Raw genomic sequence first — 15708 nt, forward strand, 5'->3', positions numbered from 1 at the left:
TAAGGTGGCAACCATTCACCCCTTCCTCTTCGTCCATCTTGCTGCAAGGAGAAGTAGCAACCCTAGTAGCATAATATAATAAGCTGAAACCTCCATTGCAGGCCCAATTTCCGGAGTTATATGAATCGTTAACATGAAAACTCCAACAGAAACTATTCCCCATAACCAAAACAGGAAAAACTCTGCCACTCTATTAATTTTCTTAAAAGAAGTCCAGCGAATGTAACCTAGAATGGAGTATACGAACAGAAAAGCAATTGGAATTGATAATAAAGTTCTGATAGCTACAGAACCCAAATAGTACTCCCGGTGAAGCATATCTAGCCCGAAAACATAATGGGTAATCACAGAAAATACACCAAGAAACATCGTACTGTAGGCACCAAAATACAGAAGTGCCATTGCTCCTAACAGTAATCTTTCTTTTGTAATCATTTTAGGGAGTTCACCAATAATATCATCAGCAAACTTCTTCGGATCATCTCCAAAAACATCCTCAGCTGATCTCCCCTCCTGTTGTGCTTCCAATAGATGATCTAGCATTTCTGTTAGTATCTCTTCCGTTTCCTGCTCGGACTTATCATAAGATAACCGAATATACACAAGCATATCTTCATAAAATTTCTTATTTTCCTTGTTTAACAGCTTTCGCTTTTCGTTATTCTCCTCTATTAATGTTTTCGCCATCACCATGTTCGATCTCCTCCTCCTGTAATAATAAATCCACCGGCTTTTTCACCAGCTCCCAGTTTGCCCGAAACTCTTCTAACGCCTCTTCACCTTCGTTTGTTAAAAAATAATATTTCCTATTTGGCCCATTTGGGGATTTTTGCATTTCCCCTCTAATTAACTTCTCTTTCTGAAGTCTTAGGAGGATTGGATAAATGGAGCCCTCACTTACCTGAAGTCCAAACTGCTGAAGTTTCATAGATAATTCATATCCGTATACAGTGTGTTTAGATATAATAGCAAGGATGCACCCTTCCAAAATCCCTTTTAGCAATTGACTTCGTAATGCCATCTTCATCACCTACCTTGCAATGCAATATAGTAAAATAAAAAAATTTTTCGTGTACTTCGAACAAATAGTTAGCTTCTTTTGAAGAAACAGGGTTTGTATAATTCATTTTTTCGAAACTATCTTGTATTACCATATAGTATACACCTAACACCACTATCTTGCAATACACAATAGCCTACTTAGGAAGTTGTCATTCATGTGAAGGATACAGTATCCCCCCCTCTTCCAATAAAAACAATCCGCTAGATAATCCAAAAGAGGCGCAATAATCAACTTTGGAAAAAGAAACTCCCCTTTACGTAAAAAGGAAAAAGCCACTGAAAAAGTGAAACATACTTTTTCAATGACCTCGTAAACCACGGAGAGTAGGTATTAAATTTTTCATTATCTAAGAATATATTCGCCTTACTTAATCAGACAAAAGATTCATTGCCCTCTTCCACATGAACACCATAGAGTCTTCTCCTACTTTACTGGTTCATGATTCAAAGGTTCCATAGAAATTTTAGTGATCGTTACTGGGGAAGATATATAAAAAGAGGGTATTTATTACTACAACTACTCCAAAAATAATAGCCCATCCAAGGCTTTTTCTTGCTATAATTGCTCCAAATGCTAAAGAATAAATTGTCAGTTCTAATCCAAGCCGAAACATTCCTTGCAGTCGGTACGGTGCACCTGGTGAACCAAACATTGCCCATACCACAATAATTAGAAGAGGCGCACCGATCCCCATTATATATTGTAAAACTACACCTTTTTCCAGTTTAAATCCCCAATATCCAATCGCTACTATACTAATTACCTCTAATACAAATCGTATTGCATGATTTACCGCTAAACCAAATGTTAGATTATCCATATTCCGCTCCTATATTCATTTATTGTGAAGGAGATTTTTTTCTAAATCTTTTAAACGTTGCTGTTTTATTTTACTTCAGGTGGTTGATCACTTTTCAGCAGGAGTCTCTCACCATCCATTAGAAAAGTACAAGACACTCAACTAAATTTCCTTTTCTCTTGATCTTTTCGCAAGTTCAATTGCCTCTTTCATCTTTTTCTTAGGATTCCATAACATGTTTCCGTGCCCCACCGCAAGCGTAGAAGGTTGATACTCTAGCAGTTTTTGTGCAGATTTTATTGATTCGTCCTTATTCCATGTTGCTAACGCAGGAAATGGAAAGCTCCAACACATATCTCCTGACACCGCTAATCTCCCTTTTGTTTGAAATGCATCTCCTGCAATAAGAATATTACTCCGAACATCAAGATATGCCATCATTCCAGGAGTGTGACCAGGCACATGAATCGCTAACAAAGATCCAATTCTGTCTCCATCATGAAGCAGTGTATCTGGTTTTGTTTTTATGTTTTTCGGAACCCCACCTTTAATAGGCATTTTTCCTTCACCTTCTTCAAGGGAAATATCTCCTTTAAGTATTTTTAATTCACGCTTTGGTATGATAACTTCAGCATCAGTCGTTTGTTTCAATCCATCTAATGCACCAACATGGTCATTATGAGCATGTGTAAGTAGGATTTTCCCAATTGGTTTTCCAATTTTCTTAGCCGCAATGAAAATAGCATTCTTACAATATGGAAGTGCTGTATCTATTAAAGTAATAGATTTTTCTTCTTCAACTAAATAACAATTAACAGGGAAAATTCTTGGCATAAAAGCAATCTGGAAAATAGATTCTACTTTCGTTATTTTCATTATGTTCCCCCTAGCTAATGGCACTAACTCTACTTGTGAATAGTAATTAATTTGGTATTTTTTGATGAATCTCCCCCGCTAAGATGATTTGCTTATCACTCTAGGTTCGATTTTAGCGTTTATAATATGGACAATTTCCGTCACATGTTGATTCAAGTAAAAATGGTCTCCATGAAAGAGACGATGATTATATTCTACTGACGTGTACTTCTCCCATTCCAGCACCTCTTCTTCACTAATAAAGTCACTCTCACCTACCATGCAAGTTATCGAAACTGGCAAAGGTGTGATGAATGGGATATGGTAGGTTCCTGCAATTTTAAAATCTGCACGTAACATGGGCAGAAATAAGGATGAAAATAGAGGGTGATCAAGTACTTCACTAGAGGTGCCATTAAGTTTTTTTAATGTTTTAATAAATTCTTCGTCAGATAAATGATAAATTTGTTTTGTACTTTTTCTATTAAGGGGGGTTCTACAACTAGACAAAAATAACTCTTTTGGGAGTCTTTGTTTACTTTCATAGAGTTGTCTACACAACTCAAAACATACCATTCCACCTAGACTGTGTCCAAAAAAAGAAAAAGGTTGATCATCTGAAATCTCCGCAAACTCTACTAAAAGCTCATGAACCAAGCCTTCCATCGTATCAATTGGTTCTTCTAATACTCTTTTTCTCCTGCCACGATACTGAATGGCAATTAATTCGATTTCTAATTCCTCACAAATTCCCCCCCACTTTTTAAAATAAGTAGAACTCCCACCAGCGTGGGGAAAACAAAAAAGTTTATGAGTACCAATCACATTATTCAACTTCACAAAGCTATTGGAAATATAGTTTGGTTTTGTAATGGTAGTACACCTCTCTTTGACCTTCATAAGAACCCCCATGATTGGACATCACATGCAAGGCACCTAAGAACATGAGCGACTTGCATATGTTCTGGCAGAAAAAAAGTGAGACATTACACTTTTATTTCTGCCAGGTTTTTTACATAAAGAAGTAAAAAATTCCATAATATACCACACCACAACTTTGCGAACGTGTTTATCGAGGTGCAAGAACAACAAGCAATGACTTTCCATTCTTCCTTATCTTGTTTTAATTCTTACATACTCTTTCTTTTTACGATTTGTTGAAAAGTATGATATAGTCGCAACAACTACACCAACATATACTATATTCTTCATTCAGATTCCCCCTATTAACCTATTTTGATAAAACAAAACACTTCATATCTACTAATTTTCCACACGCCAGTCCATCTTCAACAGTACAAGAGTTAGACAGATAAGAAAGAACCCTAAAAGAATTGCTATATTTATTCCTACTGCACTCTCCCAGCCAGTCGTAAATAGAATATGAAAAGATTCTGCTACATAAGTTGTTGGAATTCCATAGGATGCCATTTGCAGTACTTTTGGTAATTGCTCCATAGGGATCATAATAGGAGTAAGAAAACTAACAAGCATCATAAAACTTTGTGAACCTAGATTGGTTAATTGATGATTAGGGGATAGAAAACCTATTAACATTCCTAATGAAACACAACACCCTATACATAGAGCCATTATTGGTAAGACAATCCAGCTAAAATGTAAGGTAATTCCGAACATGAATTGCCCTATAAACGTCATAATGATGACAGAAGGCAACGTCATGATAAATCCACTTATTAATTTGGATAGAATAAAATTGACTTTAGAAATAGGTAAAGAGGAATAAAAAACAAAGTGTCCACTATGTTTCGCCATCGATAATTCGATAGCAAACGTATTTATCCCCATTAAGATGATCGGAAAAACCATCGTTCCAATAATTAATCGGGTAATTGTTTGATCTGTAGGGTTAACCATAAAAAAGTTTAGAAAGGATATTGTTATAATCGGAAAGAGAGATATCATCAGGACTGACCAAACCCATGAATCTCGAATATTTTTAAACTCTATTCTTGAAAGGTACCATAGCTCAAGCAAGATACCTCTCACTGCTTTCAGGCCTTTTGGTTCTATTCCTTCAAAGGACAGGTTCATAGGTACAGTTACATATTTTTCTTCCTTTACTACTTTACTCATATTACCTTTTCTTCCTTTCCACCAAAATGTACGTATACATCTTCTAGAGATGGGGGTACCACTTTGTATTCTTCGCAGCATAGATCGGCCATATATTCTGCAATTTGCTGTAAGTATTTGGAGGACTCTTCCCTTGTAACAGATAAACGCAATTGATTTTCTCCTATCGTCTCCACTGGATATCCCCATGCAATAAGAATTTTTTGAGCCTTTTCCCGATTACCAATACTAATAGATAGATCGATTTTCAAGCGTTGATCCACCTTCTTTTTTAATTCACCCACTGAACCAACAGCTAGTAGTTTCCCAGAATTAATTACACCCACACGATCAACAATGTGTTCTGCTTCAAACGTATTGTGCGTTACAAGAATAATAGTTGCCCCTTCATCACGATTTCGTTCTCTTATAATATCCCAAACTAGTTTCCTTTTTAATGGATCAAGTTCATTCGTTGGTTCATCAAATATGAGTACTGGCTGTTCTCCAACCATTGTTGTTCCTAGGCCAACCAACCTTCTCTGTCCACCAGATATCTGCTTTAGTGTTTTTTTATAAACATCCCCAAGCTCTAATCTATCAATCCAATATTTTGTTCTCTTTTTCGCGTCGAGTAAATCCATCCCTCTTAGACGTCCTGTAAAGTAAATTGCTTCCTCTACAGATAAAGAGGCCATTGAATGTGGTTCTTGACTATAATATCCTACTAACCTTGATACATTCTTCGCATTCTTTGTAACATCCAAACCATATAGTGATATGATTCCTTTTGATGGTTTCAGTTGGCCAACCATTTGTTTTACGAGCGTGGACTTTCCTGCCCCATTGGGTCCTAGCAAACCTAATATTTCACCATGATGAACATCTAGACAAATATTGTTATTGGCGACTACTTTCCCTTTTTTATACGACTTGTATATATTTTTAATTTCATAGACGATATCACTCATACGACACCTCTCACATTACTTTTTTTCAGATCAGGGAATTGTCATGGTCATGGACAGTATCTCTCTTAAATTACTTTCCTATTATGTAGAGATGAACTATTCCGATTTCCTTTACTTACTAAAACTAGTCCTACGAACATGAAACTAAGACCAGTGATCCCTCCTCCAATGACTGTTAATATGCCTTCAGCACTTGGTATTACTGTACCCATTGCGAAAACAATAGTTCCTATAACTAAACCCATTCCAGCTATTTTAGGAATTACACTTCCGACCACGATGGAGATTCCAACAATAATCATTCCAATTACAAAGAATAATGGACCAACGGAAAATATCATTTCCCAAACGGTATTATCAAAGGCATGGTTTTCTTCAAGTAGTGATGCAAAAGCATTCTCAAAATAGACGATGACCGTAACAAAGGTAGTACCAACAACTCCTAGAATCATGCCCAAATTACTTGCTACTCTTGATTTATTGCTCTTACACTGCGCTTCGTATATTCCCACAAATGCGAAAATAAGACCTAAATGAGCAAAGAGTACGAGGCTATTTCCAATAACAGTACTCCCCTCTGTTCCCACTATAAAATTGATAAGATGGGCTGACGCTAAAAAAAGACCTGAAATAATACTTGCTATTCCTCCTGAAAAACTAAAGATAGACTTAGATGACATAAGATCTCTCCTTTTTGATCGTAGTTGTTCGTGTATTTCCCTACTAAGTTAGGAAACTATTTCTTCCAAATGTTGAACAGTTAATTGATATGCATCATAGCGTTCAAATTCCTTTTGGAGTTTACTGACATTATTTTTATAAGAACTATTCATTAATATGTCTCTTACACTGGAACGAATCTGTTCTTCTGACGGAGTTTCCGTTCTTAAATTTATTCCAATTCCAGCCCATTCTACTCGTGCGCTTACTTCTGGCTTATCCTCAGAGGTACCTGCTGTTATGAGTGGTACACCATTTTGAATAGCAAAATGTACTCCACCGTAACCAGCATTTGTAATCATTACGTCTACATGTGGTAGTAGAAGATCATATGGTATAAATTTTTCAACTCTTACGTTATTCGGGATATCAGGAACTTCCTGTAACGTTTCATTATTTCCTGTTGTAACAACTACAAGCACATCTTCATCAGCTAATGCTCGTATTGTTGGGATGATTAAGTTATTTTTGTCTGCATTTGCAAGAGTTCCTTGTGTAACATGGACCACAGGCTTATTCGTTGTGACTTCACTCCACCATGTTGGTAGTTCCGTCTTCGCTGCTTTCATTGCATTATATGGACCGACAAATTTTACATTGGTTGGTAAATCTGATCTAGGATACTCGAAGGAAGGACAAGTACCTTGTAAATATAAATCTGATTCCATCACGGCAACATCTAAGAAATAATTTTTTAATTTAGGCAATTCCATTTTTTTTAATAATTTATTAAAATGGTGTTGTTCTTGTCGAAATACTACTTTTTGAACAAAGAAATTTAAAAATTGATTCTTCCATCTGCCGCTTACGGTAGACTTAGGTATCACGCCTAACCCAAAGGGTGTTGTATCTTTACTAGTAACAGAAAGAGGGAGTATTCCGTAACATACTACTTTTAAAGACTCTCCTCTTAATCTCATAGGAATCAAACCAGTGAAAGTAGGGTCGATCACAAGTACATCAGGTTCGAATTCTTTGCGAATTTCGGTTAGATCTTTATCAAACCCTTCCATTGTATTTGCAATAATATTACGAACTCCCCATTTAAACTTTTGAAGACCCGTTAAATCTGGCATTTCTGGAAAATCCTCTTTGAGAGTAGAACCTGAAAAGTTACGGAGATTCTTGAATGGTATAAATGTTACCCCGATTGATTCTATTTTCTCTTGAAAGTGTGTGCTAGTATACCAAACCACTTCATGTCCACGTTCGATTAGCTTTTCAGCTATAGGTAAACCTGGATTAACATGGCCTACAGATGGCCAGATTGCAAATAAGTATTTAGCCATTTTTTTGCACCTCATTTGGATGTCTCTTTAGAATCTTTTCTAAATACCAATCAACGGTTTGATCAAGTCCTTCTTTAAAACTAATTTCGGAGTTCCATCCTAACTCCTCTCTAATTTTCGTTGAATCAATAGCATAACGCCAATCATGGCCAGGTCGATCATGTACAAAGCAAATTAAGTGGTGAAAGCTATCCAAATGTAAGTTTTCTAATATATCTGCAGCCTTTTCATCTAAAATTGTGCATAGTTCCTGGACTAGCTGAATATTGCTCCATTCGTTATCAGATCCAATATTATATGTTTCCCCTGTAACTCCCTGATGGAATATTAAATCAATGGCAGAAGTATGATCTTCTACGTGTAACCAATCACGAATGTTTCTTCCGTCTCCATAAACAGGTATTTCCTTACCAGTTAATGCTGAATGTATTACTGTAGGTATTAATTTTTCTTTATTTTGACGTGGTCCGTAATTATTCGAACAGTTTGAAGTCACAACATTCAAACCATACGTCTTAAAGTAACTTCTAACTAGTAAGTCAGAACTTGCTTTACTGGCACTATAAGGACTATTTGGTGCGTACTTACTTTCCTCTGAAAATGCCCCAATATCGGATAAAGATCCATATACCTCGTCTGTGGATATATGATGAAAACGACTCGTTTCGTATCCAGTCTTTACAATATTAACTCCATCCATCCAATATTTATATGCATTATTTAGGAGATTAAATGTACCCATTACATTTGTTTTTATAAATATTTCTGGATCATTAATCGAGTTATCTACATGGGATTCTGCTGCAAAATGGATCACACCTTTAATATCATATTCTTTAAAAATATATTCGACTAACTCCTTATTTTCTATAGAGCCTTTAATAAAAGTGTAAGTAGGAGATGCTTCTATTTCACTATCAAACTCTTGGGCTGCATATGTTACTTTATCTAAATTAATAACATGATATTGTTCGTACTTCTTCAGAAAATACTGTATAAAGTTAGAGCCAATAAATCCTAAACCACCTGTAACCAAAATGGCTTTTCTTGTATTATTCCTCATCCAATTATCCTCTCTACTGTTTTATGAAGATTCTGTTTCTTTACAGTGAAGAAATCCTCTCCATCTTGTTCTGCAATACTCATTAAATATTCACCGTAATCATTTTTATATCTTTTTGCTAGTTCTTTTAGCTGACCAGCAGAAATATAAGACATTCGGTATGCAATTTCCTCAATACAAGCAACTTTCAGACCTTGCCTATTTTCTATTGTCTCAATAAAACGTGATGCATCCACAAGGGAATTATGAGTACCTGTATCTAACCAAGCAAATCCTCTTCCCAATGGTTCAATATGCAATTGGTCCATGGAAAGATAAGCTTTATTTATATCTGTAATCTCTAGTTCCCCTCGATCAGATGGAGATATGGACTCTGCTATACTAACTACTTTATTGTCGTAAAAATAGAGACCAGTAACCGCTACATTGGATCTTGGATTTTGAGGCTTTTCTTCAATGGAAATCACTTTATAATCCTCATCAAATTCAGCTACTCCAAAGCGATGTGGATCCTTCACCCTATAACCAAACACTGTAGCTCCCTCGGATCGTTGAGTTGCAGATCGCAATATTTCGACAAGTCCTTGTCCATAAAATATATTGTCTCCTAAGATTAATCCAACAGAATCGTCTCCGATAAACTCCTTCCCTACTAAGAATGCTTCCGCAATCCCATTAGGTTGATCTTGCACTTCATAGGAGATAGTTATACCCAAGTGGCTTCCATCCCCAAATAATCCTTTGTAACTTGGTAAGTCCCTCATTGTTGTTATTATCAGTACCTCTTTTATTCCAGCGAGCATAAGAATTGATAAAGGATAATACACCATCGGTTTATCGTATATGGGTAATAAATGTTTAGAAATGATATTCGTTAATGGGAAGAGTCTCGTTCCATGTCCTCCAGCCAGCAATATACCTTTCATTCCTCCAACCTCCTTCTTATACTTTAGTCTTAGAGAAAATCGAATGCTTTCCTATAGAAATAGATACGTATTCTATTTTCCAACAAGACTTTTCTTTCATCTTGTAATGTGAATGATCACCTACCTACCATGATGGAAGCATTATTACGATACCATTCCACTGTTTCACTTAAGCCATTATCTAGATCATATTTCGGTTTCCAAAGTAACTCCATTCTTAATTTATCCGTACGAGGCGCATATCGGTTATGGTCTCCCACTCTTCCAGGAACAGTCTCCATTAAAGAAAAAGGCCTGTTTGTGAGCTGCAAAATTCTTTCAATAATTTCTCTAGTGGAGGCTATACAATTACTTGAAATATTATAAATCGAGTTACTAGTACCATGACACATGATCTTATATAAAGCAGAGCAATGATCTTTAACATGCATCCAATCTCTCATATGTGTTCCATCACCAAACAACGGAATCTTTTCCTCAAATAATGCTTTTGTTATCACTCTTGGAATCAACTTATCCGTTGCTTGATATGGTCCATAATTGTTTGTGGACCTTGCTATGATTACATCCATACCAAACCTTTTCACATAAGACATTGCTAGTAAATCACTGCTTGCTTTGCTGACTGCATAAGGGTTGATTGGAGTAAGAGTGCTATTTTCATACACATGCTGATTCATTTCTATGGCACCGTAAACTTCTACACTTGAAATTTGAACAAACCTAGGTACTTTACACTCATAAGCCATTTCTAATACTCTTTGTGTACCAAGGATATTATTACTAATAACCGATGTTGGATGATCATTACTTTGGTCTACATTCGTTTTTGCGGCGAAATTAACAACAACATCTACTAGGTTATGAAAGGAATTTCGGAGTGCTTCCGCATCCTCAATTCTCCCTTCTATATGGTGGTAGTTGGGATTATTGGCAAACAACGCTACATTTTTACGGCTAGAGTGACTTGTTGTAGTAGAAAAGTTGATAACTACATCATTTGGATTCTGCTCGAATATATATTGTGTAAAATTTGTTCCAATGAAGCCAGCTCCACCTATTAATAGTACTCTCAATAAAACACCTTCTTTCGATTTATATAACTCATATTCAAGAAGTTTTTGTGCCTTATGATAATTGAGCTTCAATATCTTTCATTGTCATATTACGAGCCATTTTGTTTCGAAGTGGCGTATTATTTAGGATAAAGTACACTGCTCTCCTAAAAAATTTTCCTGATGGAGTTTTCGCCATTAATAGTTTTTCTTGAGTACTTTGCAATTTATATAACCCTTTTACTTCATCAAAACGTAGCTTCTGGAATTGAAGTAGTACTTGTTCTGAAACAATATCTCCAGATAGTAATTGATCCTTAATTAGCCCTTTTAACAAAACTGCATCCTTCATAGCTTGAGTTATCCCCTGCCCTGCAATTGGCCCTATCGTATGGGCTGCATCCCCAATTAATACTAAGCCGCCTTTACACCAAGTTGTAGCTAATGCACCTGTAACGGATAACGGTTGGAACACGGACCAGGAAGTAATTGTTTCCGTTAATTCGTCCTTCGCCTCAGGTATTGCTTTCACTAGGTTCTCAACAGTTTTTTCCAAGCTGTGATTTTTAAAGGTTTTCAATCCACCTTTAGGCATATCTATACCTAATTGCAATTTATTGGGATAGGAAGGCATTAATACTAGATATCCAGCTTCATGGATACGCACTTCAATTTTTTCCTCCCATGTTGCTGGTTTTGGAATTTTTGTCCAAAGAATATCCATGTTGAACTCATGCTTGTGTACAGGGAAGCCTGCTAATTTCCTAATATGAGAGGCACGACCATCTGCTCCCACAACTAACTTTGTTTGTACATCTATCGAATCACCATCATTTGACTTGATTGTTATCCCTTTCACTTCACCATTCGTTTCAATTAACTTGGAAGATGAATATCCCGATTTAAATACAAACCCTTCATATTTTTGGCACTCACTTAACATAAGAGGAAGAACGTGAGCTTGTGAGACATTCAACCCTGCCTGAAATTGATCTGAAATTTCGTTAAAAGTAAGGGATAAAAGAACTTTATTATGATCTAGAATTTGGTATCGTTGTATCGTTTCACTTCTTTGTTCTATTGCTTCTAAAATTCCTAAATGTTTCATCAACTGCAATGCTCCTGGCTGGATAAACTCCCCTCTAAACTCACGACTAAAATCTGTCTGCCTGTCTACAAGGACAACTTGGAAGCCCTCCTTCAGAAGTAGAAGCGAAAGTAGCATTCCCCCTGGCCCCGATCCGATAACACAAACATCCGTTTTCAACATATGTTTCACACTAAACCCTCCCGTCCTCTGCTTTCTTCAATCATAATGATTGGTCTACTTTTTTTTGGAAATAGGTTACTATGTTTTCTTAACATGCCGTACTGCGTCCTTTATCAACTGCCTTGTTTTCAACGTGTATTGTCTTCCCTCATTTTGAATCGCATAGCTTCCTATATAATTTGTTGTTGGAACAAAGGGGGTAATTTCCCATACATCTCGTTCTTTTGGATTTTGATAATAATAATGATACTTTCTCTCTCCACCAACACTTTTCATGATGTTCACTAACTCAATATCGTTAAATGGGATTGCAATTCCTTTTCCCGTACCCTTTACAAATGCTTCTTTTGCGGTCCAAGAAAGGTAAAAATACTCTTTTCTTTCAGTTTCTGACAAAGAATGGTATAACGAGCGTTCACGAACAGAGAACCATCGCTTTATAATAGACTCACCAGTATATCTTTTTTTCGTATATTCAATATCAATGCCTACGGACCGATGAAGGGTAAAGATAAAAACGATCATATCTTTCGAATGGGAAAGATTAAAACAGAGTCCCATCTTATTTATCTTTGGATCAATGAATGGTTTACCAAACTCCCCATAGGAAAGCATTTTACTTTCAATAGGAAGTTGAAGATAAGATCCAATCAATTTTCGTAATAAATATCTACCAACAACATAGTAGTTCCTATCCCTTTCAAAAAGAAATCGCTCCGCTTTCATCCGTTCATCATTACTTAGTATCCCTATGAAATCAGTAGCCTCCGATGACCAGTCAGCAAGATTTGCAGTCCAAATATGTAGTTCATTTGGCTCCATTTGTATATCATAAACATGCTGAGAAGTTCAATTCAACGTCATACTACACTTCCTCCGGTATAAAAAATATTAGTTCTCCTTTAGCCGCCTTCACCTTCGTATCACCAATCGTAATCAACACCTTAACGGTCATGTAATTACCAAAGGAATCCTTTTTTACAGAAGTAATGTGTAAACTGTCTCCTGGGCGCCCTGGATGATAAAATTTAAAATCTTTCGTTTGTACTAAATAACCACTTTTCGGCTCTGCATCCTCTGTATCATCTATCGCAAACAACATACTCGCTTGAGCAGCCATTTCAATCATTAGCACTCCAGGAACGATAGGATCTCCTGGGAAGTGGCCACCAAAAAATGCTTCGTTATAAGTTAAGTGCTTAATACATTTAATTTCGTTCTCATTTTTTTCTACAATTTTATCTATAAACAAGAATGGTGGAGCTTGCTTCAGCAGTTCATGGGGTTTTTTTTCTAGCTTTGTTATCATTTTCTTCCTCCCATTTACATTAGTTTTTTCAAATGAACATTCTTTAATTGATTTTCAATAGTTGGCTGTTTGAATGCTTCTACCACAAGTTCTCGTTCCATGTTTAATTGCTCTTCTAAGGAGTGATGATAAGAAAGTCGAAGTAATCTCTTCGTATGTTTTATGACATCTGATGGATAAACAGAAAATTGATCCGCAAGTTCTCGTGCTCGTTCCATCATTTCATTTCTTTTTGAAAACGACTCTTGGAAGATACCCCACTCCTTTGCTTCGATTCCCGTAAACATCGTTCCAGTAAAGAGTAGCTGTATCGTTTTTGTCATACCGATCAATTTCGGCAAGAAATAACTAGCACTAAGGTCTGGAGTTACTCCCATAGATAAAAAGCTTTCAATAAACTTTGCATTATTTACCGTTAAGCGGTAGTCACATGCTAGCATGATGTTTAGACCACCTCCATAGGCGTATCCGTGAATAGCTGCGATTGTTATTTTAGGTGACTGATAGATTTCCATGATGAACCTATTATAGAGAGATATCACTTCATCTAACTGGCCTTCTCCATCATCACGATTCTTTAATTCGATTAATTGTTGTATGTCCGGACCTTTTGAAAAATGCGCTCTCCCAGCACTCTGAAAAAGAATCACTTTACAATCCTGTTGACTATTTGCCTCCAGTATTGTCTCTAAGAGTTCCCTTGCCATTGTAAGGTCGAGGCTATTCTTCGTCTCGTTATTATTCAATTCTATACATCTGATAGATCCACTGTCTGATACTTTGATCATTTCCATACCACTTCTTCCTTTTTAAGAGCAGTCTCTTTTGACATCAGCTTTTCAAATAACTTATAGCTGGATAGAAGAACGGATACAACTCCGCCCCCCGGATCTGTCCAATGGCCTGATAAATACAACCCCTTGATAGGAGTTTCATGCTGTGGCCGTGTTGTCATCTGCTTTTTCGTTTGCTCCCAACCATATATGGCACCAAAACTATTATTGGTGTACCTCTCCATAGTTAAGGGGGTTCCCGATTCAACGAAATCTATATGTTCTGATAGACCTGGGATTGCTTTTTCAGCTAAGGTAATTAATGCCTTCTCGTATTCCGGTTTCAAACTCTTCCAATCTCCTCCAATATCATAGGGCACTAATGTAGTAATAATGATAGTGTGCTTTCCTTCTGGAGAAAGACTAGGATCCACTAAGGATGGACACGAGATAGCTAATCCCTTAAGCCCCTTTATTCCAAGTTTCTTAAGGTCGGAATGACTTTGAAAAATATGATCATAATCATAGTCTGTGTAAACAAACGTTTCATGAGATAGACCCATATCCTCTAAAGGTAAATCTGTACCAATAAATACCTCAAAAGCAGACATGGATAAAGTTAAGCTATCTACCTTCTTACGATACCTAGAGGAAAACTTTTCTACCCCAACAAGAGAATGAATCATTTTCAGCATATCTCCATTAGAGATAATAACTGGCGCTTCAATATAATGGCCTTTCTTAAGGAAAACTCCTTTCACTGCCTTATCTTCTACTTCAATTTTTGTTACTTCGGAGTTAATAAACACATCTCCACCACAAGCTTCAATTCTTTTCACAAAAGAATCAGCAAGCGTTTGGAAACTCCCCTCTAAATAATAAATTCCTTCTTTAAAGTAACTCATTATTGCATAAGAGAAATACATTGCCGAACCAGCAGTAGGAGAAGCACCGTAATAACCCCATAAAGCAGCGAGCATAAATTGTAGCTTTGGATCATCAATAAAGCTTTCTAGCATTTCATGAAATGTTAAGGAACGATACTTCATTACTAATGGATTAGAAAGAGCTGCCAATGGACTTTCAGCATGCAACATATGGATGGTCGCATCATATAAGTCTTCCATTTCCTTTATGAGATTTTCAATATTCTGCCTTTCATGTGGAAACATAGTACTATAGGAATCTATAAAACTTTGTACTCCAGCGTGAACAGTAAATTGATGTTCCGGATAAACAGCAGTATAAACTTCATCCAATTTTATAAAAGGAAGAGTATCATCTAAGCCTGCTTTCCTAAGCAAGTCATGTAATAATCCATCTCCCTCCGCACCTGCCACAATCCTAACAGCTGAATCAAAAATATATTTGTTTCTCCTAAATGAGTGAGCATATCCTCCTACCCGGTAGTGCTTTTCTAAGACTAATACAGAATAACCTTCCTGTGCCAGATAGGTTGCTGCCCCCAAACCACCTATACCAGCACCAACTATAATGATGTCATATTTATCTTTCATTCGTTTTTTTGGCATAGATCCT

General features: G+C 36.5%; 17 protein-coding genes. All 17 read right to left on the reverse strand.

Features of this window, described 5'->3' with window-relative positions:
- Window positions 1-15 precede the first annotated feature (15 nt).
- The 17 genes from ACERII_RS10635 to ACERII_RS10715 all read right to left on the reverse strand — a co-directional run bounded on the left by ACERII_RS10635 (window position 16) and on the right by ACERII_RS10715 (window position 15701).
- Window positions 16-693: a DUF1129 family protein gene (locus tag ACERII_RS10635; protein WP_373642207.1), complete on the reverse strand. Its 678-nt coding sequence runs from the start codon at window positions 691-693 to the stop codon at window positions 16-18.
- The gene (locus tag ACERII_RS10640) at window positions 659-1021 is read right to left on the reverse strand and encodes a PadR family transcriptional regulator (RefSeq protein ID WP_373642209.1); all 363 of its coding nucleotides are present in this window, start codon (window positions 1019-1021) and stop codon (window positions 659-661) included. Before ACERII_RS10640 ends, ACERII_RS10635 begins: the two co-directional genes overlap by 35 nt.
- Window positions 1022-1526: 505 nt before the next feature.
- Window positions 1527-1883 (reverse strand): YrdB family protein, encoded by a 357-nt coding sequence (locus tag ACERII_RS10645; protein ID WP_373642210.1) that lies wholly within the window; start codon window positions 1881-1883, stop codon window positions 1527-1529.
- 141 nt (window positions 1884-2024) lie between these two features.
- Window positions 2025-2738, reverse strand: a complete 714-nt coding sequence (locus ACERII_RS10650; protein WP_373642211.1) for an MBL fold metallo-hydrolase — start codon at window positions 2736-2738, stop codon at window positions 2025-2027.
- 78 nt (window positions 2739-2816) lie between these two features.
- The gene (locus ACERII_RS10655) at window positions 2817-3617 is read right to left on the reverse strand and encodes a thioesterase II family protein (RefSeq protein ID WP_373642212.1); all 801 of its coding nucleotides are present in this window, start codon (window positions 3615-3617) and stop codon (window positions 2817-2819) included.
- 363 nt (window positions 3618-3980) lie between these two features.
- Complete coding sequence (locus ACERII_RS10660; protein WP_373642213.1) at window positions 3981-4814, reverse strand: ABC transporter permease; 834 nt, start codon at window positions 4812-4814, stop codon at window positions 3981-3983.
- Window positions 4811-5764: an ABC transporter ATP-binding protein gene (locus ACERII_RS10665; protein ID WP_373642215.1), complete on the reverse strand. Its 954-nt coding sequence runs from the start codon at window positions 5762-5764 to the stop codon at window positions 4811-4813. Before ACERII_RS10665 ends, ACERII_RS10660 begins: the two co-directional genes overlap by 4 nt.
- Before the next feature lie 65 nt (window positions 5765-5829).
- Window positions 5830-6444, reverse strand: a complete 615-nt coding sequence (locus tag ACERII_RS10670) for a hypothetical protein (RefSeq protein ID WP_373642216.1) — start codon at window positions 6442-6444, stop codon at window positions 5830-5832.
- A gap of 48 nt (window positions 6445-6492) precedes the next feature.
- A complete protein-coding gene (locus ACERII_RS10675; RefSeq protein WP_373642217.1) occupies window positions 6493-7773 on the reverse strand; it encodes a nucleotide disphospho-sugar-binding domain-containing protein in 1281 nt (426 codons plus the stop codon).
- Entirely contained in the window at window positions 7766-8836 is a 1071-nt protein-coding gene (gene rfbB, locus ACERII_RS10680; protein ID WP_373642218.1) for a dTDP-glucose 4,6-dehydratase, read from the reverse strand. Before rfbB ends, ACERII_RS10675 begins: the two co-directional genes overlap by 8 nt.
- Window positions 8833-9762 (reverse strand): glucose-1-phosphate thymidylyltransferase RfbA, encoded by a 930-nt coding sequence (gene rfbA, locus ACERII_RS10685; RefSeq protein ID WP_373642219.1) that lies wholly within the window; start codon window positions 9760-9762, stop codon window positions 8833-8835. Before rfbA ends, rfbB begins: the two co-directional genes overlap by 4 nt.
- Before the next feature lie 116 nt (window positions 9763-9878).
- Window positions 9879-10838 carry a dTDP-glucose 4,6-dehydratase gene (locus ACERII_RS10690; RefSeq protein WP_373642221.1) on the reverse strand — a complete coding sequence of 320 codons (960 nt, stop codon included), beginning with the start codon at window positions 10836-10838 and terminating at the stop codon, window positions 9879-9881.
- 52 nt (window positions 10839-10890) lie between these two features.
- Window positions 10891-12087 carry an FAD-dependent monooxygenase gene (locus ACERII_RS10695; RefSeq protein ID WP_373642262.1) on the reverse strand — a complete coding sequence of 399 codons (1197 nt, stop codon included), beginning with the start codon at window positions 12085-12087 and terminating at the stop codon, window positions 10891-10893.
- A gap of 78 nt (window positions 12088-12165) precedes the next feature.
- Window positions 12166-12909, reverse strand: coding sequence for a 4'-phosphopantetheinyl transferase family protein (locus ACERII_RS10700; RefSeq protein ID WP_373642222.1), 744 nt, complete (start codon window positions 12907-12909; stop codon window positions 12166-12168).
- A 43-nt stretch (window positions 12910-12952) separates the two neighbouring features.
- Entirely contained in the window at window positions 12953-13396 is a 444-nt protein-coding gene (locus ACERII_RS10705; protein WP_373642224.1) for a 3-hydroxyacyl-ACP dehydratase FabZ family protein, read from the reverse strand.
- Between the two features lie 14 nt (window positions 13397-13410).
- Window positions 13411-14190: an enoyl-CoA hydratase/isomerase family protein gene (locus ACERII_RS10710; protein WP_373642226.1), complete on the reverse strand. Its 780-nt coding sequence runs from the start codon at window positions 14188-14190 to the stop codon at window positions 13411-13413.
- Window positions 14181-15701: a phytoene desaturase family protein gene (locus ACERII_RS10715; protein WP_373642227.1), complete on the reverse strand. Its 1521-nt coding sequence runs from the start codon at window positions 15699-15701 to the stop codon at window positions 14181-14183. The genes ACERII_RS10710 and ACERII_RS10715 overlap by 10 nt, the downstream gene beginning before the upstream one ends.
- Window positions 15702-15708 lie beyond the last annotated feature (7 nt).

The sequence above is a fragment of the Evansella sp. AB-rgal1 genome (assembly GCF_041820985.1).
GTDB lineage: Bacteria > Bacillota > Bacilli > Bacillales > Salisediminibacteriaceae > Evansella.